The organism is Pseudomonas sp. o96-267 (assembly GCF_003935465.1).
GTDB classification, from domain to species: domain Bacteria; phylum Pseudomonadota; class Gammaproteobacteria; order Pseudomonadales; family Pseudomonadaceae; genus Aquipseudomonas; species Aquipseudomonas sediminis.
This window is the reverse complement of record NZ_RHQP01000028.1, coordinates 31,755-55,002: the sequence shown is the minus strand read 5'-3', so window position 1 is coordinate 55,002 and position 23,248 is coordinate 31,755. Positions and strand designations below refer to the sequence as shown.

The following is a 23,248-nucleotide window of genomic DNA, read 5'->3' as shown; positions in this document are numbered from 1 at the left end:
TGCAGTTGCCGATCATCGAACGGCCTTCGCTCCGGAGGCGTTCAAGTGAAACTGGCTCTGGTCGGCGATATCGGTGGTACCAACGCACGCTTCGCACTCTGGCGTGACGAGCAACTGGAGGCGGTGCAGGTTCTGCCGACCGCCGATTTCGCAGGGCCGGAGCATGCTATTGCCGCCTATCTGCAGGCTCAGGGCCTGCAGCCGGGGGCCATCGGCTCGGTGTGTCTGGCCTGCGCCGGGCCGGTCAGCGGCAACCTGTTTCGCTTCACCAACAATCACTGGCGTATCGACCGCACGGCGTTCTGCGAGGCGTTGCAGATCGACCGCTTGCTGATGATCAACGACTTCTCTGCCATGGCCCTGGGCATGACCCGCATCGCCGAGCACGAGCGTGTGCAGGTGTGCCCGGGCGAGCCGCAGGCCGACCGTCCAGCCCTGGTGATCGGCGCCGGCACCGGTCTCGGTGTCGGCACGCTGCTGGAGCAGGCGCAGGGGCGCTGGCTGGTGCTGCCAGGTGAGGGTGGCCATGTCGACCTGCCCATCGGTAGCCCGCGCGAAGCCGAGCTCTGGCAGGCTCTCTATCGACAGCTGGGCCACGTGCGCGCCGAAGATGTGCTCAGTGGCAACGGCCTGCTGGTGCTGTATCGGGCCATCTGCGAGCTCGACGGTCAGCCGCTGCAGCACGCGACGCCGGCGGCCATCACCGCTGCCGGCCTGGCGGGCGAGCCTGTTGCTGGCGAAGTGCTGGAGCAGTTCAGTTGCTGGCTCGGGCGCGTGGCCGGTAACAACGTACTGACGTTGGGCGCGCGCGGCGGGGTGTACATCGTCGGCGGTGTGGTGCCGCGTTTTGCCGAACGTTTTCTCGCCAGCGGTTTTGCCAAGAGCTTCAGCGACAAGGGCTGCATGAGCGATTACCTTCACGGCATTCCAGTGTGGCTGGTGACGGCCGAGTATACCGGCCTGACCGGCGCTGGCGTGGCCTTGCAACAGGCATCGGAACGTAGCCCGGATACCATCCGGGAGAAGCATTGATAGCCCCCCGGATTTGATCCGGGCTATACAGTCATAACAAGAAAGGTGGCGGACCATGAGCCAGCCCGGCAAATCGATTCTGCTGGTCGATGACGACCAGGAAATTCGCGAACTGCTCGATACCTACCTGAGCCGCGTTGGCTTTCAGGTGCGCGCCGTGGCCGATGGCGCCGCCTTCCGCCAGAGCCTGTGTGCGGAGTCGGCCGACCTGGTGATTCTCGATGTGATGCTGCCCGACGAGGACGGCTTCAGCCTGTGCCGCTGGGTGCGCGAGCACCAACGCTTCGCCCAGGTGCCGATCATCATGCTCACCGCCAGCTCCGACGAAGCCGACCGCGTGATCGGCCTGGAGCTGGGCGCCGACGACTACCTCGGCAAGCCATTCAGCCCGCGCGAATTGCTGGCGCGGATCAAGGCCTTGCTGCGCCGCGCGCAATTCACCCAGGAGCGCAGCGGCGAGGTGCTGGCCTTCGAGGACTGGCGCCTGGACATGGTCAGCCATCGGTTGTTTCACCGTGACGGCGAGGAGGTGATTCTGTCCGGCGCCGACTTCGCCTTGCTCAAGCTATTTCTCGACCACCCGCAGCAGATTCTCGACCGCGACACCATCGGTAACGCCACCCGTGGCCGCGAGGTGATGCCGCTGGAGCGCATCGTCGACATGGCCGTCAGCCGCCTGCGCCAGCGCCTGCGCGATACCGACAAGCCGCCGCGGCTGATTCGCACCGTGCGTGGCAGCGGCTATCAACTGGCGGCCACGGTCAGCCTGCAGGCCGGCGATGGGCGTTAACCCGCGGCGCTGGCTGCCGCGCTCGCTGCTCGGGCGCATGCTGCTGCTCACCTTGCTGGCGATATTGGCGGCGCAGACGCTGTCCAGCGTGATCTGGCTGTCGCAACTGCGCGCCACCCAGCTCGAAGGCCTGGTCACCACTGCGCGCAGCCTGGCGCATTCGATGTCCGCCAGCGTGCGTTACTTCCGCTCGCTGCCGGTGGCGTATCGGCCGCTGGTGCTCGATCAGTTGCGTAGCATGGGTGGCACGCGCTTCGTGGTAAGCCTCAATGATCGTCCGCTGCAGATGGAGTTGCTGCCGGCCACGCCGCGCAAGCAGGCGGTGACCGAGGCGGTGGCCGAGGTGCTGCACCAGTCGCTGGGCACTGCCGCGGACATCTCGGTGACCTTCGTCAGTCCGGATGACCTGCGCATCTTCAACGGCGGCCTGAAACTCGACGAGCTGCCACGTTCCTGGGCGCATTACGCGCTGACTCTGGAGCCGGTCAATCCGCCCGTGTTGGTGACGCAGATCCAGCTGGCGCCGGGGGAGTGGCTGTACATCGCCTCGTTGCTGCCCGAACCCTACACCAGCCTGGAAGAACCCATACTGCCGACCCAGCAGCTGTGGTTCATCCTGCTGACCACGGCTTTCCTGCTGCTGTTCATCGGTTTGCTGGTGCACCTGCAGAGCCGTCCGCTCAAGCGCCTGGCGCGCACCGCGCGGCATATGTCGCTGGGCGCCGAGGTGGAGCCGGTGGCCGAGGGCGGCGGCCGTGAAGTGGTCGAGGTGGCCCGCGCCTTCAACGCCATGCGCGAGCGTATCAGCCGCTACCTGACCGAGCGCAGCCAGTTGTTCAGCGCCATTTCCCATGACCTGCGCACGCCCATCACGCGCCTGCGCCTGCGCGTCGAACTGCTCGACGATGAAAGTCTGCAGACCAAGTTCGGTCGTGATCTGGATGACCTCGAGCTACTGGTCAAAGGCGCGCTGCAGTGCGTGAAGGACACCGACATTCACGAGAACATCGAGCCGGTGGACCTCAACCACTTGCTGCATTGCCTGGTCGAACCCTGCCTGGCGCCGGCGGGCAATGGCCGCGTGACCCTCGATGGCGAAGCCTGCGCGCCGTATCCGGGCAAGCCGCTGGCGCTGCGCCGCTGCATTGGCAACCTGATCGACAACGCCTTGAAGTACGGGCACAACGCGCATCTGCATATCGAGGACGACAACGCAGCCTTCGTCCTGCATGTCGATGACGACGGCCCAGGTGTGCCGGAGCAACGCCTGGAGCAGGTGTTCGAGCCGCATTTTCGCCTGGCCGGGCAGCAGCAGGGCTACGGCCTGGGCCTTGGCATCGCGCGCAACATCGCCCACAGCCATGGCGGTGAAGTCAGCCTGCGTAACCTGCGCGAGGGCGGCTTGCGCGTCACCCTGCGTCTGCCGCGTACGCCAGAGTGAATGTCACCGAACGGTGACAAAGGCGCGCGCTTTCGTGACCGGAGCCACGGATGGCACTGACTAGAATCCGGCTTCGACCCAGCGGCATCACGCCGCGCTGCGTATGGAGCACAACCGTGAAAGCACCTGCCTGGCGCCCCGACAGCTGGCTATGCCAGCCCGCTCACCTCACCTGGCTGAATGACGAAGGCCTGCGCCTGCTGCCGTTCGCACGTGGGGCGAAGGTCGAGCAGGGCTTCGCCGCGCTCGATGCGCACGGGCGCTTGCCCGAGGGCGCGATTGCCGAGCTGATTCACACCACGCGCATGACTCACTGTTTCGCCCTGGCACATATCCAGGGCATTCCCGGCCATGCCGCGCTGGTCGACCATGGCCTTGCTGCACTGCGCGGCGCGCTGTGGGACGAGGAGCACGGCGGCTGGTTCGCCGATGCGACGCGCAGCGGCAAGTCCGCCTACCTGCATGCCTTCGTCGCGCTGGCGGCCAGCTCCGCCAGGGTCGCTGGTCGTCCTGCCGCGCAGGCGTTGCTCGATGACGCTATCGAGATCATCGAGCGGCATTTCTGGAGCGAAGAGGAGGGCGCGCTGCGCGAGAGCTTCAACCGTGACTGGCGTGATGAGGAGGCTTACCGCGGCGCCAACAGCAACATGCATGGCGTGGAAGCCTTTCTCGCCCTGGCCGATGTCACCGGCAATGCGCTCTGGTTGCAGCGCGCGCTGCGTATCGCCGAGCGCCTGATCCATCGGCACGCCGCCGCATGCGGGCACGTCGTGGTCGAGCACTTCGATGCGCACTGGCAGGCGCTGCCGGAGTACAACGCGGATAACCGCGCCGACCCCTTTCGTCCCTACGGCAGCACGCCTGGTCATGCTTTCGAGTGGGCGCGCCTGCTGCTGCATCTGGAAGCGGCGCTGGCCCAGGCCGGGCTCGCCGCGCCAGACTGGCTGCTGGCCGATGCCAAGGGTTTGTTCGCCAGCGCCTGCCAGCATGCCTGGCAGGCTGACGGTGCGCCGGGGTTGGTCTACAGCCTCGACTGGAACCAGCAACCGGTGGTTCGCGCACGTCTGCACTGGGTGCATGCCGAGGCCGTTGCGGCGGCGGCGGCGCTTGTGCAGCGAACCGGCGAAGCGGCCTACGAGCAGTGGTATCGACAGGGCTGGGCGTTCATCGCAGAGCATTTCATCGACCTGCACGGCGGTAGCTGGCACCACGAACTCGATGAACACAACCAGCCGGCCGCCCGGATCTGGGCGGGCAAACCCGATCTCTACCACGCCTACCAGGCATTGCTGTTGCCGCCTCTGGCGCTAGCGCCGAGCCTGGCCACGGCGCTTGCCGCCGATGTAACGAGGCGGTGACATTCATGCATCCTTTCGTTACCCGAGCCGGCAACGACCCTGATTACACTCCATGTTAACGCAAGCGCCACGACTTGCCCGATAACAACAAGAAAGGTACTCCGATGAACGCTATTACTCGCCTCGCTACCGCCGTTTCTCTCGCCTCCCTGTTCCCCTTCGCCGCGCTGGCCGCCGACTCCAAAGGTACGGTGGAAGTGGTGCATTGGTGGACCTCCGGTGGTGAAGCTGCTGCGGTGAAGGTTCTGCGTGACCTGGTCGAGAAGGATGGTTTCACCTGGAAGGACGGCGCCGTGGCCGGTGGCGCCGGTTCCGCCGCCATGACCGTGCTGAAGACCCGTGTGGTGTCCGGCAACCCGCCGGGGGCGGCGCAGATCAAAGGTCCCGACCTGCAGGAGTGGGGCGCGCTGGATCTGCTCGCTCCACTGGATGAAGTGGCCCAGACCAACGACTGGGATGGCCTGCTGTCGAAGACCGTTGCCAAGACCATGCAGTACGACGGTCACTACGTCGCGGTGCCGGTGAACATCCACCGGGTCAACTGGCTGTGGATCAACCCGCAGGTGTTCGAGAAGGCCGGTATCGACAAGGCGCCGACCACCCTCGACGAACTCTACGCTGCCGGTGACAAACTCAAGGCTGCCGGCTTCATCCCGCTGGCTCACGGCGGCCAGCCCTGGCAGGACAGCACCGTGTTCGAAGGCCTGGTGCTGAGCATCATGGGCGCCGAGGGCTTCCACAAGGCGTTCGTCGAGAACGACGAGGCGACCCTGACCAGCGCGCAGATGACCGAGGTGTTCACCGCGCTGAAAAAACTCTCCACCTACATGGACGACAACCGCGCCGGGCGCGACTGGAACCTGGCCACCGCCGAGGTGATCGACGGCAAGGCTGGCATGCAGATCATGGGCGACTGGGCCAAGAGCGAATGGACGGCCGCCGGCAAGGTGGCAGGCAAGGACTACCAGTGCGTGCCGATGCCGGGCACCGCCGGCAGCTACACCTACAACATCGACTCCATGGCCATGTTCAAGCTCAAGAACGAAGGCGACATCGCCGCCCAGCATGCCCTGGCACGCATCGCCCTGGAGCCTGAGTTCCAGTACGTGTTCAACGAGAACAAGGGCTCGATTCCGGTACGCTCGGACCTGGACATGAGCAAGTTCGACAGCTGCGCCCAGGCCTCGATGAAGGATTTCCAGGAGGCCGACAAGAACGGCAAGCTGGAACCGAGCATGGCCCACAGCATGGCCACCAACCTCGCCGTGCAGGGCGCCATCTTCGATGTGGTGACCAACTTCATGAGTGAGAAGAACGCCGACCCGAGCAAGGCCGGCGCGCAGATCTACGCAGCGATCAAGGCCGCTCAGTAGCGCCACCGGGCCGGCGCGGCCGGCCCAACTCCCAAGCACCGCCTCGCACGACAGGGCTCTGGCCCCGTCAGGGCGGCGCTCGGCCCGGATTTCACTTCGCCAACTGGTAATGTCCGATGAGTGTCACCACGGTAATGACCAAGACCTCCCCACTCGATGTACTGCAACGCTGGCTGCCCAAGTTGGTGCTGGCGCCGAGCATGCTGGTGGTACTGGTCGGTTTCTACGGCTACATCCTCTGGACCCTGGTGCTGTCGTTCACCAACTCCAGTTTCATGCCCAGCTACAAGTGGGTCGGACTGCAGCAGTACATGCGCCTGATGGACAACGACCGCTGGTGGGTCGCGAGCCAGAACCTGCTGGTGTTCGGTGGGCTGTTCATCGGCATCAGCCTGGTGATCGGCGTGTTCCTGGCGGTGCTGCTGGACCAGCGCATCCGCCGCGAAGGTTTCATCCGCACCATCTACCTGTACCCCATGGCGCTGTCGATGATCGTAACCGGCACCGCCTGGAAGTGGCTGCTCAACCCCGGCCTGGGTCTGGACAAGATGCTCCGTGACTGGGGCTGGGAAGGCTTTCGCCTCGACTGGCTGGTGGATCAGGACCGGGTCATCTACTGCCTGGTGATCGCAGCGGTGTGGCAGGCCTCGGGCTTCGTCATGGCGCTGTTCCTGGCCGGGCTGCGCAGCGTCGACCAGTCGATCATCCGCGCTGCTCAGGTGGATGGGGCAGGGCTGCCGACCATCTACCTGCGCATCGTCCTGCCGAGCCTGCGCCCGGTGTTCTTCAGCGCGGTGATGATCCTCGCGCACATCGCCATCAAGAGCTTCGACCTGGTGGCGGCGATGACCGCAGGCGGCCCCGGCTACTCCTCCGACTTGCCGGCGATGTTCATGTACTCCTTCACCTTCAGCCGCGGCCAGATGGGCATCGGTTCGGCCAGCGCGATGCTGATGCTGGCCGCGATCCTCACGCTGCTGGTGCCGTACCTCTATTCGGAACTGCGAGGCAAACGCCATGAATGATGCGAGCGTCGCGCAGCGACGATCTGCCGCTGACCTTCTGCCTTCGGGAGACGGTGGCGCGAAGCGCCGAATGAGGGCGATCAGCCCGAGCCGCCTGGCCATCCACGCCACCCTGCTGTTTGCCGCCGCGCTGTACCTGGTGCCGCTGGTGGTGATGCTGCTGACCAGCATCAAGACGCCCGAGGACATTCGCACCGGCAACCTGCTGTCCTGGCCCGATACCGTCACCCTGATCGGTTGGGTCAAGGCCTGGAGCGTGGTCGACGGCTACTTCTGGAATTCGGTGAAGATCGCCATTCCCGCCGTGCTGATTTCCACCGCCGTCGGGGCGTTGAACGGCTACGTGCTGTCGATGTGGCGCTTTCGTGGTTCGCAGCTGTTCTTCGGCCTGCTGCTGTTCGGCTGCTTCCTGCCATTCCAGACCGTGCTGCTGCCGGCTTCGTTCACCCTCGGCAAGCTGGGCCTGGCCAATACCACGGCCGGCCTGGTGCTGGTGCATGTGGTCTACGGCATCGCCTTCACCACGCTGTTCTTCCGCAATTACTACGTCACCGTGCCCGATGCCCTGGTGCGCGCGGCACGGCTCGATGGCGCCGGGTTCTTCACCATCTTCGGGCGGATTCTGCTGCCCATGTCGGTGCCGATCATCATGGTCTGCCTGATCTGGCAGTTCACCCAGATCTGGAACGACTTCCTCTTCGGCGTGGTGTTCGCCAGTGGCGACTCGCAACCGATCACCGTGGCGCTGAACAACCTGGTCAACACCAGCACCGGCGCCAAGGAATACAACGTCGACATGGCCGCCGCGATGATCGCCGGGCTACCGACCCTGCTGGTCTACATCGTGGCTGGAAAGTACTTCCTGCGCGGCCTGACGGCCGGCGCGGTGAAAGGCTGACGCCTCAGAGATTGGAGAACGCAACATGGCTACCCTCGAACTGCGCAACGTCAACAAGTCCTACGGCAGCGGCCTGGCCGACACGCTGAAGAACATCGAACTGTCGATCGATTCCGGCGAGTTCCTGATCCTGGTCGGCCCGTCCGGCTGCGGTAAATCCACCCTGATGAACTGCATCGCCGGGCTGGAAAGCATCAGCGGCGGCGCGATCCTGGTGGACGGCGCCGACATCAGCGGCATGAGCCCCAAGGATCGCGACATCGCCATGGTGTTCCAGTCCTACGCGCTGTACCCAACCATGAACGTGCGCGACAACATCGCCTTCGGCCTGAAGATGCGCAAGATGGCCCCGGCTGACATCGACGAAGAAGCGGCGCGGGTGGCCAAGCTGCTGCAGATCGAGCACCTGTTGCAGCGCAAGCCCGGCCAACTGTCCGGCGGCCAGCAGCAGCGCGTGGCCATGGGCCGGGCGCTGGCGCGGCGACCGAAGATCTACCTGTTCGACGAGCCACTGTCGAACCTCGACGCCAAGCTGCGCGTGGAGATGCGTACCGAAATCAAGCTGATGCACCAGCGCCTGAAGACCACCACGGTGTACGTCACACACGACCAGATCGAAGCCATGACCCTGGGCGACAAGGTGGCGGTGATGAAGGACGGCATCATCCAGCAGTTCGGTACGCCACAGCAGATCTACAACGACCCGGCCAACCTGTTCGTCGCCAGTTTCATCGGTTCGCCGCCGATGAACTTCATCCCCGTGCGCCTGCAGCGTCGCGATGGTCAGTGCTGGGCCGTGCTCAGCGCGTCGCTCGGCGGCGCCGGGCAGGCGCGCTGCGAACTGCCGTTGGGCGAGCTGGAGGCAGGCATGGAGAACCGCGACCTGATCCTCGGTATTCGTCCCGAGCAGGTCCAGTTGGCTGCCGACGATGGTGCTGAGGCACCGAGTATCTGCGCCGAAGTGGAGGTCACCGAGCCCACCGGACCGGACACCCTGGTGTTCGTCAACCTCAACCAGACCAAGGTCTGCTGCCGCCTGGCGCCGGACATGACGCCGCAGGTGGGTAGCACGCTGTCGCTGCGTTTCGAGCCGAGCCGGGTGTTGCTGTTCGATGCCCAGAGCGGCGAGCGCCTGCTGGCAAAAAAGCGCCAGGCCACTGACAACAAGGTGGCGCAATTGAAGCGCGGTTAGCCGTGTAGCCCGGGTGAAATCCGGGCTCTGCCGAAACAACCTTCCGCATTGCATCCGCGCTACGCGACGCACCCAGTCACGTAGTAGGTGCCGTGCGCACCAGGGAAACGAAAAACCGTCGCTGCGGCGGCTATTCCGCAGCATCGCTCAATAAAAACAATCAGGAGCAACGATGAAGACCACACAGCAAACCCTCACCTGTTCGCTCGGCGCGCCCTGCTTGCTGGCACTGGCTTTGGCCACCCCGCAGGTGCAGGCCGTCGAGTTCACTGGCTACGTGCGCAGCGGTATCGGTGGCGCGGACACCGGCGGCACGCAGCAGTGCTTCCAGTTACCGGGGGCGCAATCGAAGTACCGCCTGGGTAACGAGTGCGAGCAGTACATCGAGCTGGATTTGCGTCAGGACCTGTTTCGCCTGGACGACGGCTCGGTGATCAGCGTCGAGGGCATGGCCCAGCTCTACAACCAGTACGGCCACACACCGAAGTTCACTGGTGACTATGGCTCCGCGCGGATGAACCAGATGTACGCGGAGTGGAGCAACATGCCGGCGCTGAACGGTGGTTCGCTGTGGGCCGGGCGGCGTTTCTACAAACGTAACGACATCCATATCTCCGACTTCTACTACTGGAACCAGAGCGCCACCGGTTTCGGTATCGACGAGATGAAGATCGGCGACCTCAAGTACAGCTACGTGTTTTCGCGTAAGGACAACTACGACCAGGAGCCCTATATCAACCGCCACGATTTCAACGTTGGCGGCTTCCAGGTCAACCCCGGCGGCGAGCTGGAAGTGGGCGTCAGCTACATCGACAAACCGGACAGCACCGACAGTCACAGTGGCTGGGCGGTGACCGCGCAGCACAAGCAGCAGGAGTTCCTCGGCGGGGTCAACACCGTTGCCCTTCAATACGGTCGCGGGCCGGGCACAGCTCTGGGCTACACCGGTGATCCGACCCTCGACAGCAGCAGTAGCAGCTGGCGTCTGGTGGAGTTCTTCGACTTCCAGATGACCCCGCGTCTTGGCGGTCAGGTGCAGCTGGTTTATCAGCGTGACAAGCGCCCGGACGGCGCCAATCAGAACTGGCTGTCCGTCGGTGGCCGTACCAGCTATGCCTTCACCGAGCAGTTCAAGCTGGTCGGCGAGATCGGTCGCGATCAGGTCGAGGCGCCTGGCGGTACGCGCAAGCTGACCAAGTTCACCATCGCGCCGACCTGGTCACCATCCGGCCCCGGTTTCTGGGAACGCCCGGAAATTCGCCTGTACTACACCTACGCCAGCTGGAACCGCGCCGCGCAGCAGGCCGCCAACCTGTTGGCCGATGGCTCGGCGTTGTCCGAGAACGGCGCCTTCGGCAGCGCACGTAACGGCTCCAACTTCGGCGTGCAGGTGGAGTACTGGTGGAAGTAGAGCGCTACTAGGATGTGCCCGCTTTAAATCAGTCGGTGCGCATGGCGTACCCTACGTAGGTGGCGCAGGTCATCCGTAGGGTGCGCTGTGCGCACCAGGCGTCAGAGCAACCCCGCCACCAGGCGCCCGAGCACTTCCATGGCCTGTTCGCTGCGCGGGCTCCAGGGGTGGCCGTAGTTGAGCCGTGCGCAGTGGCGAAAGCCCTGGCTGGCGGAGAAGATCGGCCCCGGCGCCAGGCTGATTCCCTGGGCCAGCGCCAGGCGCAGCAGTTGCAGCGAGTCCAGACGCTCGGGGAATTCGAACCAGAGGAAGTAGCCACCCGAAGGCCTTGTGACCCGCGTGCTGGCGGGAAAGTGTCGGGCGGCGGAGGCGAGCATGGCGCTCTGTTGCATTTCCAGCGCGTGGCGCAGCTTGCGCAGGTGACGGTCGTAGCCGCCGTGCTGCAGGTAGTCGGCCAGCGCCGCCTGGGCTGGCACCGAGGGCGAGATGGTGGTCATCAGCTTGAGCCGGGCGATCTGTTCGGCATAGCGCCCGCCGGCCACCCAGCCGATGCGATAACCCGGCGCCAGACTCTTGGAGAAGGAGCTGCAATGCATCACCAGCCCTTCGCGGTCAAAGCTCTTCACCGGTTTGGGCGGGTGGCTGCCGAAGTACAGCTCGGCGTACACGTCGTCCTCGATCAACGGCACCTGATGCTCGACCAGCAACTCATACAGCGCCTGCTTCTTGGTCTCGCTCATGCTGGCGCCGAGCGGGTTCTGCAGGCTGCTCATGAACCAGCAGGCCTTGATCGGCAGTTGCTTGAGGCTATCGGACAGGGCGCCCAGGTCGATGCCCTCGCGCGGGTGCACGGGGATTTCCACGGCCTTGAGCTGCAGGCGCTCCAGCACCTGCAGGCAGGCGTAGAAGGTGGGGGACTCGATGGCCACCAGGTCGCCCGGTTGGGTCACGCACTGCAGGCAGAGGTTGAGCGCCTCCATGGCGCCGTTGCTGATCACCAGCTCCTCCATCGGCAGCATCACGCCGCTGACCATGTAGCGCAGGGCGATCTGCCGGCGCAGGTCGGCGTTGCCGGCGGTCATGTCGGCGATGATCTCGTGTGGCGATAGCATGCGCAGCGCGTGCGCCATGCTCTTGGCCAGACGCGGCAGGGGGAACAGGTCGGGGCTGGGGAAGGCCGAGCCGAAGGGCACGGTGTGCGGGTCCTTCAGCGAGGCGAGCACGGAGAACACCAGCTCGCTGACGTCGACCTCGGTGGTCTGCGCCGCGTGGGCGGTCAGTTCCGGTTCGTGCAGCGGGCGTTTGGCGTGTTCGCGGACGAAGTAACCGGAGCGGGCGCGCGCCTGGATCAGGCCACGATCCTCCAGCAGGTAGTAGGCCTGGAACACGGTGGACGGGCTGACGCCGTAGGTGCGGCTGGCATGGCGCACCGAGGGCACTTTCTCACCGGGGCCGAGCACGCCGGTACGGATCAGCTCGGCGATCTCGTCGGCAAATTTTTCGTAGCGTTTCATCCTGTCCTGGTTCACCGCCGCAAAGGGTACGGGCGAACACTTTACGGGGTGAGCGGCAGACATGGCAGTGCCTCGTGAGTGGGAGGGCATACATCGGATGTAGGAGCGGATATATCCGCGATGAATGCGGCGCAGCGGTTTCGCGGCTGAAGCCGCTCCCACAGGTTCGGGCTACGCTACATGCCCATTCGCCGCGGGGCGCGGCTCCTACACGGATATCTGTAGGAGCCCCGCCGCGGGGCGAAGCGCTAGCGCAGCGGTGCCAAGAAGGTGCTCTTGGTGCTCACATGGCTCTGCGAATCGGCCTTGTCGCGCACTTCGAAACGCAAGGTCTGCGGCCCAGCAGCGTTGTGCGAGGCCGTCAGCGCGACGCTTACCGGCAGGTCGCGAATCTCCCCCGGCGCCAGGTTCAGCGTGCTCGGGCCATGCAGCTCGAAGTCGCCGGGCTCGACCAGACTGATGGCATAGCTGCGCGGCTGCTGGGTCTTGTTGATGATCTTCAGGCTGTAGATGTTCTCGATCTGGCCCAGAGCGTTCTCGCGGAACAGGCCACGGTCGCGGGTCACGTCCAGCGAGATCAGCGGGCGTTCGGCCAGCGCCCAGACGAAGGCGCCGATCATCACTGCCAGCATCGCCGCGTAGCCGATCAGGCGAGGGCGCAACCAGTGGGTCTTGCCGCCGGCCAGCTCGTTCTCCGAGCTGTAGCGCACCAGGCCACGGTCATAGCCGAGCTTGTCCATGATGCTGTCGCAGGCATCGACGCAGGCGCCGCAGCCGATGCACTCCAGTTGCAGGCCGTCGCGGATGTCGATGCCGGTGGGGCAGACCTGCACGCACATCGTGCAGTCGATGCAATCGCCCAGGCCTTCGGCCTTGTAGTCGGCGTCCTTGCGGCGCGGGCCACGGTTCTCGCCGCGGGCGGCGTCGTAAGAGATGACCAGCGTATCGCTGTCGAACATCACGCTCTGGAAGCGCGAGTAGGGGCACATGTCGCGGCATACCTTTTCGCGCAGCCAGCCGGCGTTGATATAGGTGGCAGCCGTGAAGAACAGTACCCAGAACGCCGTGGTGGCACCGACTTCGAGGGTCGCCAGGTCAAGCGTCAGTTGGCGCACCGGAGTGAAGTAGCCGACGAACGCCAGGGCAGTGACTAGGCTGACCGCGAGCCACAGGCCGTGCTTGGCGCTGCGCCGGGCCAGTTTCTGCAGCGACCAGGGCGCGGCGTCGAGCTTGATGCGCTGGCCGCGGTCGCCCTCGGTGATCTGCTCCACGCGCATGAAGACCCATGTCCACACGCTCTGCGGGCAGGCGTAGCCACACCAGACGCGGCCAGCCAGCACGGTGATGAAGAACAGGCCAAAGGCGGCGATGATCAGGATCGCCGAGAGCAGGATGAAATCCTGGGGCCAGAAGGTCGCGCCGAAGATATGGAACTGGCGGTTATCCAGATCCCAGAGCACGGCCTGGCGGCCGTGCCAATCGATCCAGGCGGTGCCGAAGAACAGCAGGAACAGCAGGCCGGCACCGAGCAGACGCAGGTTGCGAAAGCGTCCGGTGAAGCTGCGCGTATGGATCGGTCCGCCGGCCTGGGCCGGTGTCAGGCGGATGGGTTTGCTCGGGTCGATGGTCTCGACGCTGCGCACGGGGATCAGATCGGTCATTTAGTTGCCCTCATCAGGCGTTTATCAGGCTGGCGCCATGATCCGGGGGCAACTGATCGCAAAACAGACTCAGGTTTTCGATAAAAAAGCGGATCAGATGACCGCGTTGGACGTAGGGAGAAATGTCAGAAAGGTCGCCAGGCCCTGCCATTTCTGGCGTCTGGAGCTTTGCCGTCTGGCTATGCAGCGTACGCCCTGCGACATCGCGCCGCGCCAATCAGTGACCTGCGCTGGTCACTGTCGTGTCTATCTGATCCGCTTTTTTAAGGCTTTTCTGGCGCTGTTTTCGGTGCACGCCTGGCAGGCATAGTCGACGCCCCGTGATCAGGAGGCCTACCTGCATGTACCAATACGACGATTATGACCGCGCGCTGGTGCGCGAGCGCGTCGCCCAGTTCCGCGACCAGGTACAGCGGCGCCTGGCCGATGAACTGAGCGAGGAGGAGTTTCTGCCGCTGCGCCTGCAGAACGGCCTGTACCTGCAAAAGCATGCCTACATGCTGCGCGTGGCCATCCCTTACGGCACCCTGTCGGCCAAGCAGATGCGTGCGCTGGCGCATATCGCCCGCGAGTATGACCGCGGTTACGGCCACTTCACCACGCGGCAGAACATCCAGTTCAACTGGATCGAGCTGGAACGTGTGCCGGACATCCTCGACTGGCTGGCCGATCACGACATGCATGCCATCCAGACTTCCGGCAACTGCGTGCGCAACGTCACTACCGAGGCTTTCGCCGGCGTCGCTGCCGACGAGTACCTCGACCCACGGCCACTGGCCGAGATCCTCCGTCAGTGGTCGACGGTCAATCCGGAATTCCTCTTCTTGCCGCGCAAGTTCAAGATCGCCCTGTGCGCGGCTGAGCAGGACCGCGCAGCCGTTCAGGTGCATGACATCGGCCTGCAGCTGTATCGCGACCAGGCCAACGAGCTGCGTCTGCGTGTGCTGGTCGGCGGCGGCCTCGGGCGTACGCCGATCATCGCCCAGACCCTGCGCGAGGGTCTGCACTGGCAGGACTGCCTGTCCTACGTCGAGGCCATCCTGCGCGTGTACAACCGCCACGGCCGACGCGACAACAAGTACAAGGCGCGGATCAAGATCCTGGTCAAGGCCCTTGGCATCGAGGCCTTCGCTAATGAGGTGGAGCGCGAGTGGCAGCCGATCAAGGACGGCCCGGCGCAACTGACCGAGGACGAGTACCAGCGCGTCGCGGCCTCCTTCCACAAGCCGGACTACGTGCCGCAGGACGCCCTCGACCTCGACTTCGGCACCCACCTGGCGCGCGACGAGGCCTTCGCCCGTTGGGTTTCGCGCAATGTCATGGCACACCAGGTGCCCGGTTACCTCAGCGTGGTGCTGTCGACCAAGCCCGGCATCAGCGCTCCGCCCGGCGACGTCACGGCCGAGCAGATGGAGGCCGTGGCCGACTGGAGCGAGCGCTACGGCTTCGGCGAGATTCGCGTCGCCCACGAACAGAATCTGGTGCTGCCCGATGTACGCAAGGCCGACCTCTACGCGCTATGGCGGGAGGCCGAAGCGGCCGGGCTGGGCACGGCCAACGCCGGGTTGCTCACCGACATCATCGCCTGCCCCGGTGGTGATTTCTGCTCGCTGGCCAACGCCAAGTCGATCCCCATTGCCCAGGCCATCCAGCAGCGTTTCGACGATCTCGACTACCTGCATGATCTGGGCGAGCTGAGCCTGAACATCTCCGGCTGCATGAACGCCTGCGGCCATCACCATATCGGCAACATCGGCATCCTCGGCGTCGACAAGAACGGGAGCGAGTGGTACCAGCTCACCCTCGGTGGTAGCCAGGGCCAGCAGGCGGCGCTGGGCAAGGTGATCGGCCCGTCGTTCGCTGCCGAGCAGGTGCCCGAAGTGATCGAGCGCATCGTGCGCACCTATGTCGATCAGCGGCAGGTCAACGAAGGCTTTCTCGACACCTTCCAGCGCATCGGCCTGGAGCCATTCAAGGCGAGCGTTTACAGCCGCGAGGAGGTGGCATGAACAACCTGATTCGCCTGGTCGAGGGCCAGGCCTGCATCGTCGACGACGATCCCTGGCAGCTCGATGTGGAGGCTGACGCGCCATTGATCCTGCCGCTGACGGCCTGGCGTGAGCGGCAGTCTGTGGAGGTGCTGGAGGGTAGGGCGATGAGCGACGATGGCTTGCTGCTGCAGGTGGATGACGAGCCGGAGGCGCTGCAGCCGTTTCTTTTCAGCCTGCCGCTGATCGCCATCGACTTCCCCAGCTTCCGCGATGGCCGTGGCTACAGCCAGGCCTACCTGCTACGTACCCGACTGGGCTGGCGCGGCGAGTTGCGCGCGGTGGGCGATGTGCTGCGCGACCAACTGGCGCACATGCGCCAGTGCGGCTTCGATGCCTTCGCCGTGCGCGCCGACAAATCGCTGGAAGATGCACTCAAGGGCCTGCAAGGGCTCAGTGTGTTGTATGGTCGCTCGGTTATCGAGCCGCGTCCGCTGTTTCGTCGGGGGCGCCAGAAGGAGGAGTCGAGATCATGATGGTGCGTGGCCTGTTCTGGCTGGTATTGCTGCAATTGTTCGGCGTGGCGCTCAATCACTGGCTGTTGCCGATGCTGCCGGCCTCGATCATCGGCCTGCTGCTGCTCTCGGTCTGGCTGATGTGGCGCGGCGCCGTGCCCGAGCCGCTGCAGCAGGCCGCCGGTGGTTTACTGCCGTATCTGCCGCTGCTGCTGGCCGTACCGGCCTCTGGGATCATGACCAGCAGCGATCTGCTGCTCGGTGAGCTGCCGGTGATTGTCACCGCGTTGGTGCTGTCGCTGCTGGTGACCGTGCCGTTCTGTGGCTGGCTGTTGCAGACGCTGATCCGCCGTCAGGAGCGCAAGGGATGACATTGCTGACTCATCACCCGCTGTTCGCCATCGCCCTGACGCTGGCCGCCTTTCTGATCGCCGCCTGGCTCCATCGCCGCAGTGGCTGGCTGCTGCTGCAGCCGGTTCTGGTGTCGGTCACACTGATCGTAACCACCTTGCTGCTGTGCGGGGTGGACTATGCCACCTACCGCGCTGGCGCCGAGCCCGTTGCCTGGCTGCTGGGGCCGGCCACCGTGGCCCTGGCGGTGCCGCTGCAGCACAACATCAAGCGCATCCGCCAGTTGTTCTGGCCGGTGCTGATCACCCTTACGGCCGGCGGCGTGCTGTCGGTGGCGTTGACCCTGGCCATCGGCTGGGCGCTGGGGGCCGACTGGAGCGTGGTGATGAGCCTGGCGCCGAAATTCGCGACCATGCCGATTGCCATGCCGGTGGCCGAGCAGATTGGCGGCGTGGCGTCGCTGGCGGCGGTGATGGTCATGCTCACCGGTGTGATCGGTACGGCCATGGGGCCGCTGCTACTGCGTTGGGCGGGCGTCGACCACCCGGCGGCGCGTGGCCTGAGCTATGGCATCAACGCCCATGCCATTGGCACCGCCCATGCCTTGCAGGAAGGGGAGGAGTGCGGCGCCTTCGCCGCCCTGGCGATGAGCCTGCTGGGCATCGGCACTGCCTTGCTGCTGCCGCTGCTGCTGGCCTGAATCGGGCGGGATTCCGCCATTTCCAAAGGGCTCTTCACGGGGTGCTGGCGAGTTCCCGCCAGCATCGAGCCTGCTGTGTGGCAGAAAGCCGCATTCGACCTGCTGAATCCATTCAGCGGCACGCATATTGCTCTAGCACGCGGCGCGATCGGAATACGCCCGCCAAGAGGCCTGGAACCCCCTTCCTTTTGCCCTGTCGCAGATCTGCGGCTATCGCTCATGTGCGGCCCAAACGGCCGCTGCCCGAAACCTTGCCTGCACGGCCCTTGCCGTCGTGCGACGAATAGGACTGTCCCATGAAAAAAATCCTGCTGACGCTGCTTTGTCTCAGCGTGATCGGTTGCTCCAAGCCCCGCGAGCCCGAGAAAACCGTCGACGTGCTGCTGATCGGCGCTGGCGTGATGAGCGCCACCCTCGGCACCTACCTCCACGAGCTGCAGCCGGACTGGAGCATCGAAATCTACGAGCGCCTCGACAAGGTAGCCGCTGAAAGCTCAAATGGCTGGAACAACGCCGGCACCGGCCACTCGGCTTTCTGCGAGCTGAACTACACCCCGGAAACCGCCGACGGTGGCATCGATATCAGCAAGGCCATCGCGATCAACGAATCGTTCGAGATCTCCAAGCAGTTCTGGGCCACCCAGATCGAGCGCGACGTGCTGAGCAAGCCCAAGAGCTTCATCAACATCACTCCGCACATGAGCTTCGTCTGGGGCGACGACAACGTCGAGTACCTGCGCAAGCGCCACGCCGCCCTGCAGCACAGCAACCTGTTCCGCGGCATGGAGTTCACCGAGGACCACGCGCAGATCGCTCAGTGGGTGCCGCTGATCATGCAGGGTCGTGATCCGCAGCAGAAGGTTGCCGCCACCCGCATGGCCATCGGTACCGACGTCAACTTCGGCGAGATCACCCGTCAGCTGATCGACTCGCTGATTGGCAAGGAGCAGGCCAGCCTGCACCTGGAACACGAAGTTCGCGACCTGCAGCGCAACGATGACGGCACCTGGCGCGTGACCGTGGCCGACCTGGCCAAGGGCGGCGCCGAGCAGAGCATCAATGCACGCTTCGTGTTCATCGGCGCCGGTGGTGGCGCGCTCAAGCTGCTGCAGAAGTCCGGCATCGAAGAAGCCAAGGGCTACGCCGGCTTCCCGGTCGGCGGCCAGTTCCTGATGACGCGTAACCAGGAGGTGGTTGCCCAGCACCTGGCCAAGGTCTACGGCAAGGCTTCGGTCGGCTCGCCGCCCATGTCCGTGCCGCACCTGGATACCCGCGTGATCGACGGCGAGAACGTGCTGCTGTTCGGCCCGTTCGCCACCTTCTCCACCAAGTTCCTCAAGAATGGCTCGCTGCTCGACATGTTCAGCAGCATGACCACCGACAACTTCATGCCGATGGTCAATGCCGGCATGGACAACTGGTCGCTGAGCACCTACCTGATGGGCCAGCTGATGCTCAGCCAGGAAGACCGCATGGCGTCGCTGCGTGAGTACTTCCCGGAGGCGCAGGACGCCGACTGGGAGCTGCTCACCGCCGGCCAGCGCGTGCAGATCATCAAGAAGGATGCCGAGAAGGGCGGCGTACTGCAGTTCGGTACCGAAGTGGTGACCGCTGCCGACGGCAGCATCAGCGCGCTGCTGGGCGCCTCGCCGGGTGCCTCCACTGCCGCGCCGATCATGCTGCAACTGATCGAGAAAGCCTTCGCTGACAAGGTCGCCACTCCTGAGTGGCAAGCGCGCCTGAAGGAGATCATCCCGTCCTACGGGCAGAAGCTGAACGACGACCTGGCGCTGACCAACCGTATTCGTCAGTGGAGCAGCGAGCGTCTCGAGTTGCAGCACATCGAAGTGGCGCCGGACGTGGAAATGGCTGTCGAGCCCGAGCCGACGCCCGTGACGCTGTAAGGCTTTAACCGCTGTAGAAGCACCCGCCCTGCGTGATGCGCAGAGCGGGTTTTTTCTTGGGTCGCTGATATTCGTGAGCTGAATCTTTCGCGGCTGAAGCCGCTCCTACAGGTATTCACCCGTACCGTAGGAGCGGCTTCAGCCGCGATGTTCCATCCATGCTTCGTAGCCCGGGTGAAGTCCGAGGCCGGTCGAACGTCAGAAAAGCTATCGCGGCTGAAGCCCCCCCACAGATCCGCCGTGCCTGTGGGAGGGGCTTTAGCCGCGACTGGGTAGAGGGTGATTGCTCGGTTTACGTCCGGGCGATGGGCAGGCTGATCACTCCGTCAGCGTCATCAGAATATCGGCATACCAGGTGCAGTTCAGGCCCAGCGCCTCGTCCTGATCCTCGTCGCGATTGCCGAGCAGGCGGGTCGAGTGGATGCCGAGCAGATGCCAGGGCAGGTCGCCATCGACGCTGGCGCGCTTGACCACGGGTGCGCCACTGATGCCGCGATGGGTGCGGCCGTCGGTGAGAAAGTAGCCCAACCCCTGAAAGCGCAGGCCGAAAGAGGAGGCTAACCCGGCGTGACGCGCCACCGGCATACGGTGCAGGGTGTCCTGAAATCCCAGCGGGAAGCCCACCACCAGCAGCGTCGAGCCAATTTCTACATGCTCGTCGGCTTGTAGCAGGTGCTGCGGGGTGAAGGCCTGGTAGGCGCCGCCGTTGGGAAGAGCGGCCTGATCCAACTCGATCACCGCCACATCGATCTCGCCCGCGCCATCCATACCCTGACGCCACAGGTGCTGGTCGCCGTCATACAGCGGGATGGAGAAGCTGACGGTGCTGGCCAGGTTGTTCGCGTCGGTATGCAGCTCGATCTGCAGACTATCCGGCTGATGGCCGCTGGGTTTGTCAAGGACGACATGGCGGCTGGTGACGAGAAACAGCCGTTGCTCCCGGCGGAAGAAGAAACCACTGGCGTTGGTCAGTATCTGCCCAGCGGCCAGGGTGGTGATGCGTGCAGCGCTCAACATCAGGGAGTCGATCATGGCCAGGGCCTCCTGCCGGTATGTGGTCTATCACTGACTGCCAAACCCGTGACAGGTTCGTCTGTTTGTTCTGAGCCTCCGCCATAGTGCACGTGACATCCATCCGAGGCGGTAGCGGGGCGGTAGGGTGCGCTGTGCGCACCGGTGGCTACGGTGATTCGAAGGTGCGCACAGCGTACCCTACACACATCACGGCGCGGCCGGCTCGTCCTCGTTGCGATCCAGCGCCACCTGGCGGATCGACAGGCGAATCTCCGCTGGCAGCACGCGCTTGGCGGCGCCTTCGGCCAGCTCGCTGAGCAGTGGGTGATGGCTGAGCTTGCCGGCTTCGTCCTGGCGCAGCACGCCCTGGTCCAGCAGGCTCTGGATGAAGTGGCGGAACAGGCTCTTGTCGAAGAACTCCGGCGCGTTCAGGCCATGCAGGATCGACAGGCGCTGAGCCATGACCGTACACAGGTCTTCCAGCTCCTCGGCGCTGATCGCGTTCTGCCCGGCATTGAGCAGCAGGGCGATGGCCATGTAGAAGCGCTGCAGGGTCTGCGCCACCGAGCGCGACAGCAGCGTCAGCAGCACGAACTGGCGCGAACTCGGCGCCGGGCGCACGTACACATCGCCCTCGACCTTGAGCAGGCCCTGTTCTACGAACGCCGCCAGCCACTGGTCGATCACGCCTTCCAGCTCGCTCTGCTCCCAGCGGATGAACAGCTCGGACTGCAGATACGGATACAGCGCGCCGGCGTAGCGCAGGATCTGCTCGCGGCTGATCCGTGCGCTGCTCTGGAAGAAGCTCGCCAGCAGCGCTGGCAGGGCGAAGATGTGCAGCACGTTGTTGCGGTAGTAGGTCATCAGGACGGCGTTCTGCTCGTCCAGATAGAGAATCTTGCCCAGTGCATCCTTCTGCTCGGCCAGCAGGTCCATGCCCTTGACGTGCTCGATCAGCGCCGCGCCGTCACCCTCAGGCAGGGTGGTGTGCGGCGAGTAGGGCACCGCGCGCAGCAGGGCCAGGTACAGGTCGAGCACACGGGCCAGGGCGCGGTCATCCAGGGCCAGCTTGCTGGTGGACAACAGTGCCAGGGCCACCAGGTTGACCGGGTTGATCGACGCCGCCTCGTTGAGGTGACGCGCCACGCGCTCACCCAGGCGATTGGTGGTGTCGTTGAGCCAGGCCGGGCGGTACTGCGGGCCCAGCTCCTGTTCACGCCAACCGGGCTGCTGCTGGTCGAGGAATTCGGCCAGCTTGATCGGCTCGCCAAAGTTCACCGAGACCTGGCCAAAGCGCTGCTTGAGCGCGCCGAGCACCTTGAACAGGTCGAAGATCGACTCCTTCTTCTTGCTCGCGCCACGCAGTTCGCCCAGGTAGGTGCGGCCTTCCAGCACGCGTTCGTAGCCGATGTACACCGGCACGAAGACGATGGGCAGGCGGTTGCTGCGCAGGAAGCTGCGTAGGGTGATGGCCAGCATGCCGGTCTTCGGCCGCAGCATGCGCCCGGTGCGCGAACGGCCGCCCTCGACGAAGTACTCGACCGGGAAACCCTTGCTGAACAGGGTGTGCAGGTATTCGTTGAACACCGCCGTATACAGCGGGTTGCCCTTGAAGGTGCGGCGCATGAAGACGGCGCCGCCACGGCGCAGCAGGCCGCCAATCACTGGCATGTTGAGGTTGATGCCGGCGGCAATGTGCGGCGGCGTCAGGCCATTGCGGAACAGCAGGTAGGACAGCAGCAGGTAGTCGATGTGGCTGCGGTGGCAGGGCACGTAGATCACCTCGTGGCCCTGGGCGATGTCGCGCACGCCTTCGACGTTGTGCACCTTGATGCCGTCGTAGATTTTGTTCCAGAACCAGCTCAGTACCAGTTCGAGGAAGCGGATCACCGTGTAGGTGTAGTCCGAGGCGATCTCGTTGCCGTAGCGCAGCGCCTGGGCTTCAGCCTTCTCCAGGCTGATCTTCTCGCGCTCGGCTTCCTCGGCAATCGCCTGGCGCACCATCGGGTCGTGCACCAGGCCCTTGACCAGGTTGCGTCGGTGCGACACGTCCGGGCCGATCACCGCGGCCTTCTGGTTGCGGAAGTGCACACGCAGGATGCGGTGCACCATGCGCAGGGTGCGCTCCTTGCCCTTGTCCTGCTCGACCAGCTCGCGCAGGTGAATCGGCGTGGAGAACTGCACGCGGGTCTTGCGCCCGAGAATCAGGATGCTGACCAGCCGGCGCAGGCGCCCGGTGACTGCCCAGCTGTCTGCGAACAGCAGTTTCCAAGGGCTGGTTTCGCGATCCGGCGACTGGCCCCAGAACACGCTGACTGGCACGATCTGCGCGTCGTCTACGGCATGCTGGCTGAGGGCAGTGACCACGCGATCGAGGGTCGGCGAGATGCCGCGCTTGTCCTGACGGCCGAACCAGTCCGGCTCCGGCGTCAGGTAGAAGAAGGCGGCGGGTTCGATATGTTCCCCAACCGCCACTGGCAGTACCGGGCGCGGCAGGCCGGCCTTGGTGCACTCGCGGTCGACCACCGCCAGGTCGCTCACCGAGGGCTGCTGCAGCACGTAGAACACCGGCTTGCTGCGGTCGAGCTTGAGGGTGAAGGCGGACTGGTTGATGGTTTCCGAGCGTACCCAGAGGTACAGCAGGCGGCGCAACGATCCGAAGACGAGGCGGCGGAAGGGGGAACGGGTCATACGGACTCTGCTTGTATGGCAAAACGAGCGGTGGCTCGGGAAGGGCGCTAGTGTGCCGCAAGCCGCGACTGGCGGGCAAAAAACTCGTGCGTCCAGGCGGTCAGCCCGGCCAGCATGCAGGCGGCGTATGACGAAAAAACGGTCAATGACTCAGCACCCGTTGATCAACAGAACCGTAAAGCGGGTCCCGGGTTCCCGATCAGAATGCCGAGTCAGCCGTACCCGATGGTGCGGCTCGCCTCCTGGCGCTGGTTGCGTTGGTGTACCGGGTAGGGGGGGGGGCGGGGCGCGGCGGGGGGGGGGGGGGGGGGTGGGGGGGGGGGGGGGGGGCCAAAAGTGGTGGAGGTGTGTGGGGGGGGGGCGGCCCGCCCCCGGCGGGGCGGGGTGGGG

Annotated in this window: 19 protein-coding genes; 15 read left to right on the top strand and 4 right to left on the bottom strand. The window is 64.8% G+C overall.

The features are described 5' to 3' along the window. Positions 1–45: 45 nt before the first annotated feature. The 9 genes from EGJ86_RS18260 (at position 46) to EGJ86_RS18220 (ending at position 10,520) form a co-directional block, all read left to right on the top strand. Positions 46–1,032 (top strand): glucokinase, encoded by a 987-nt coding sequence (locus tag EGJ86_RS18260; protein ID WP_092376689.1) that lies wholly within the window; start codon positions 46–48, stop codon positions 1,030–1,032. Positions 1,033–1,087: 55 nt separating this feature from the next. Beyond that, positions 1,088–1,822, top strand: coding sequence for a response regulator (locus EGJ86_RS18255; RefSeq protein ID WP_092376686.1), 735 nt, complete (start codon positions 1,088–1,090; stop codon positions 1,820–1,822). Continuing rightward, positions 1,812–3,263: an ATP-binding protein gene (locus EGJ86_RS18250; protein ID WP_099523555.1), complete on the top strand. Its 1,452-nt coding sequence runs from the start codon at positions 1,812–1,814 to the stop codon at positions 3,261–3,263. Before EGJ86_RS18255 ends, EGJ86_RS18250 begins: the two co-directional genes overlap by 11 nt. Positions 3,264–3,379: 116 nt before the next feature. Next, entirely contained in the window at positions 3,380–4,621 is a 1,242-nt protein-coding gene (locus EGJ86_RS18245) for an AGE family epimerase/isomerase (protein ID WP_256672473.1), read from the top strand. A 104-nt stretch (positions 4,622–4,725) separates the two neighbouring features. Next, on the top strand, positions 4,726–5,994 hold the full coding sequence (locus tag EGJ86_RS18240; RefSeq protein ID WP_125836078.1) for an ABC transporter substrate-binding protein: 1,269 nt from the start codon (positions 4,726–4,728) through the stop codon (positions 5,992–5,994). A 116-nt stretch (positions 5,995–6,110) separates the two neighbouring features. Continuing rightward, entirely contained in the window at positions 6,111–7,019 is a 909-nt protein-coding gene (locus EGJ86_RS18235; protein WP_106734938.1) for a carbohydrate ABC transporter permease, read from the top strand. A gap of 70 nt (positions 7,020–7,089) precedes the next feature. Further along, the gene (locus EGJ86_RS18230; RefSeq protein ID WP_125836077.1) at positions 7,090–7,917 is read left to right on the top strand and encodes a carbohydrate ABC transporter permease; all 828 of its coding nucleotides are present in this window, start codon (positions 7,090–7,092) and stop codon (positions 7,915–7,917) included. Positions 7,918–7,942: 25 nt separating this feature from the next. Further along, positions 7,943–9,109: an ABC transporter ATP-binding protein gene (locus tag EGJ86_RS18225; protein ID WP_125836076.1), complete on the top strand. Its 1,167-nt coding sequence runs from the start codon at positions 7,943–7,945 to the stop codon at positions 9,107–9,109. Positions 9,110–9,281: 172 nt separating this feature from the next. Next, positions 9,282–10,520 (top strand): carbohydrate porin, encoded by a 1,239-nt coding sequence (locus EGJ86_RS18220; RefSeq protein ID WP_125836075.1) that lies wholly within the window; start codon positions 9,282–9,284, stop codon positions 10,518–10,520. Between the two features lie 101 nt (positions 10,521–10,621). On the opposite strand, the gene mapR is transcribed toward EGJ86_RS18220, so the two are convergent. Beyond that, positions 10,622–12,034 (bottom strand): GntR family transcriptional regulator MpaR, encoded by a 1,413-nt coding sequence (gene mapR / locus EGJ86_RS18215; protein ID WP_125836074.1) that lies wholly within the window; start codon positions 12,032–12,034, stop codon positions 10,622–10,624. 248 nt (positions 12,035–12,282) lie between these two features. After that, positions 12,283–13,695, bottom strand: a complete 1,413-nt coding sequence (gene ccoG, locus EGJ86_RS18210) for a cytochrome c oxidase accessory protein CcoG (RefSeq protein ID WP_106734943.1) — start codon at positions 13,693–13,695, stop codon at positions 12,283–12,285. A 37-nt stretch (positions 13,696–13,732) separates the two neighbouring features. On the opposite strand from ccoG, the gene EGJ86_RS18205 reads away from it, so the two are divergent. The 6 genes from EGJ86_RS18205 (at position 13,733) to EGJ86_RS18180 (ending at position 19,153) form a co-directional block, all read left to right on the top strand. Beyond that, the gene (locus tag EGJ86_RS18205) at positions 13,733–14,005 is read left to right on the top strand and encodes a hypothetical protein (protein ID WP_125836073.1); all 273 of its coding nucleotides are present in this window, start codon (positions 13,733–13,735) and stop codon (positions 14,003–14,005) included. Positions 14,006–14,036: 31 nt separating this feature from the next. Beyond that, positions 14,037–15,704 carry a nitrite/sulfite reductase gene (locus tag EGJ86_RS18200; RefSeq protein ID WP_125836072.1) on the top strand — a complete coding sequence of 556 codons (1,668 nt, stop codon included), beginning with the start codon at positions 14,037–14,039 and terminating at the stop codon, positions 15,702–15,704. Beyond that, on the top strand, positions 15,701–16,219 hold the full coding sequence (locus EGJ86_RS18195) for a DUF934 domain-containing protein (RefSeq protein WP_125836071.1): 519 nt from the start codon (positions 15,701–15,703) through the stop codon (positions 16,217–16,219). The genes EGJ86_RS18200 and EGJ86_RS18195 overlap by 4 nt, the downstream gene beginning before the upstream one ends. Further along, entirely contained in the window at positions 16,216–16,569 is a 354-nt protein-coding gene (locus EGJ86_RS18190; protein ID WP_003462101.1) for a CidA/LrgA family protein, read from the top strand. Before EGJ86_RS18195 ends, EGJ86_RS18190 begins: the two co-directional genes overlap by 4 nt. Then, a complete protein-coding gene (locus EGJ86_RS18185) occupies positions 16,566–17,249 on the top strand; it encodes an LrgB family protein (RefSeq protein WP_125836070.1) in 684 nt (227 codons plus the stop codon). Before EGJ86_RS18190 ends, EGJ86_RS18185 begins: the two co-directional genes overlap by 4 nt. Before the next feature lie 296 nt (positions 17,250–17,545). Further along, on the top strand, positions 17,546–19,153 hold the full coding sequence (locus tag EGJ86_RS18180) for a malate:quinone oxidoreductase (protein ID WP_125836069.1): 1,608 nt from the start codon (positions 17,546–17,548) through the stop codon (positions 19,151–19,153). Positions 19,154–19,471: 318 nt separating this feature from the next. Here EGJ86_RS18180 and EGJ86_RS18175 read toward each other — a convergent pair whose 3' ends face one another. Together EGJ86_RS18175 and plsB are read right to left on the bottom strand one after the other, a co-directional pair. Further along, on the bottom strand, positions 19,472–20,185 hold the full coding sequence (locus EGJ86_RS18175; RefSeq protein WP_125836068.1) for a serine protease: 714 nt from the start codon (positions 20,183–20,185) through the stop codon (positions 19,472–19,474). Positions 20,186–20,374: 189 nt separating this feature from the next. After that, positions 20,375–22,858: a glycerol-3-phosphate 1-O-acyltransferase PlsB gene (gene plsB, locus EGJ86_RS18170; protein ID WP_125836067.1), complete on the bottom strand. Its 2,484-nt coding sequence runs from the start codon at positions 22,856–22,858 to the stop codon at positions 20,375–20,377. Between the last annotated feature and the right edge of the window lie 390 nt (positions 22,859–23,248).

Excerpts from the sequence above, each read along its gene's own strand:
- mapR (WP_125836074.1), bottom strand. The coding sequence starts at position 12,034 with ATGAAACGCTACGAAAAATTTGCCGACGAGATCGCCGAGCTGATCCGT.
- ccoG (WP_106734943.1), bottom strand. The coding sequence starts at position 13,695 with ATGACCGATCTGATCCCCGTGCGCAGCGTCGAGACCATCGACCCGAGC.
- EGJ86_RS18200 (WP_125836072.1), top strand. The coding sequence starts at position 14,037 with ATGTACCAATACGACGATTATGACCGCGCGCTGGTGCGCGAGCGCGTC.
- EGJ86_RS18205 (WP_125836073.1), top strand. The coding sequence starts at position 13,733 with ATGATCCGGGGGCAACTGATCGCAAAACAGACTCAGGTTTTCGATAAA.
- EGJ86_RS18190 (WP_003462101.1), top strand. The coding sequence starts at position 16,216 with ATGATGGTGCGTGGCCTGTTCTGGCTGGTATTGCTGCAATTGTTCGGC.
- EGJ86_RS18255 (WP_092376686.1), top strand. The coding sequence starts at position 1,088 with ATGAGCCAGCCCGGCAAATCGATTCTGCTGGTCGATGACGACCAGGAA.
- EGJ86_RS18230 (WP_125836077.1), top strand. The coding sequence starts at position 7,090 with ATGAGGGCGATCAGCCCGAGCCGCCTGGCCATCCACGCCACCCTGCTG.
- EGJ86_RS18235 (WP_106734938.1), top strand. The coding sequence starts at position 6,111 with ATGAGTGTCACCACGGTAATGACCAAGACCTCCCCACTCGATGTACTG.
- EGJ86_RS18225 (WP_125836076.1), top strand. The coding sequence starts at position 7,943 with ATGGCTACCCTCGAACTGCGCAACGTCAACAAGTCCTACGGCAGCGGC.
- EGJ86_RS18240 (WP_125836078.1), top strand. The coding sequence starts at position 4,726 with ATGAACGCTATTACTCGCCTCGCTACCGCCGTTTCTCTCGCCTCCCTG.
- EGJ86_RS18220 (WP_125836075.1), top strand. The coding sequence starts at position 9,282 with ATGAAGACCACACAGCAAACCCTCACCTGTTCGCTCGGCGCGCCCTGC.
- EGJ86_RS18180 (WP_125836069.1), top strand. The coding sequence starts at position 17,546 with ATGAAAAAAATCCTGCTGACGCTGCTTTGTCTCAGCGTGATCGGTTGC.
- EGJ86_RS18185 (WP_125836070.1), top strand. The coding sequence starts at position 16,566 with ATGACATTGCTGACTCATCACCCGCTGTTCGCCATCGCCCTGACGCTG.
- EGJ86_RS18195 (WP_125836071.1), top strand. The coding sequence starts at position 15,701 with ATGAACAACCTGATTCGCCTGGTCGAGGGCCAGGCCTGCATCGTCGAC.
- plsB (WP_125836067.1), bottom strand. The coding sequence starts at position 22,858 with ATGACCCGTTCCCCCTTCCGCCGCCTCGTCTTCGGATCGTTGCGCCGC.
- EGJ86_RS18175 (WP_125836068.1), bottom strand. The coding sequence starts at position 20,185 with ATGATCGACTCCCTGATGTTGAGCGCTGCACGCATCACCACCCTGGCC.
- EGJ86_RS18250 (WP_099523555.1), top strand. The coding sequence starts at position 1,812 with ATGGGCGTTAACCCGCGGCGCTGGCTGCCGCGCTCGCTGCTCGGGCGC.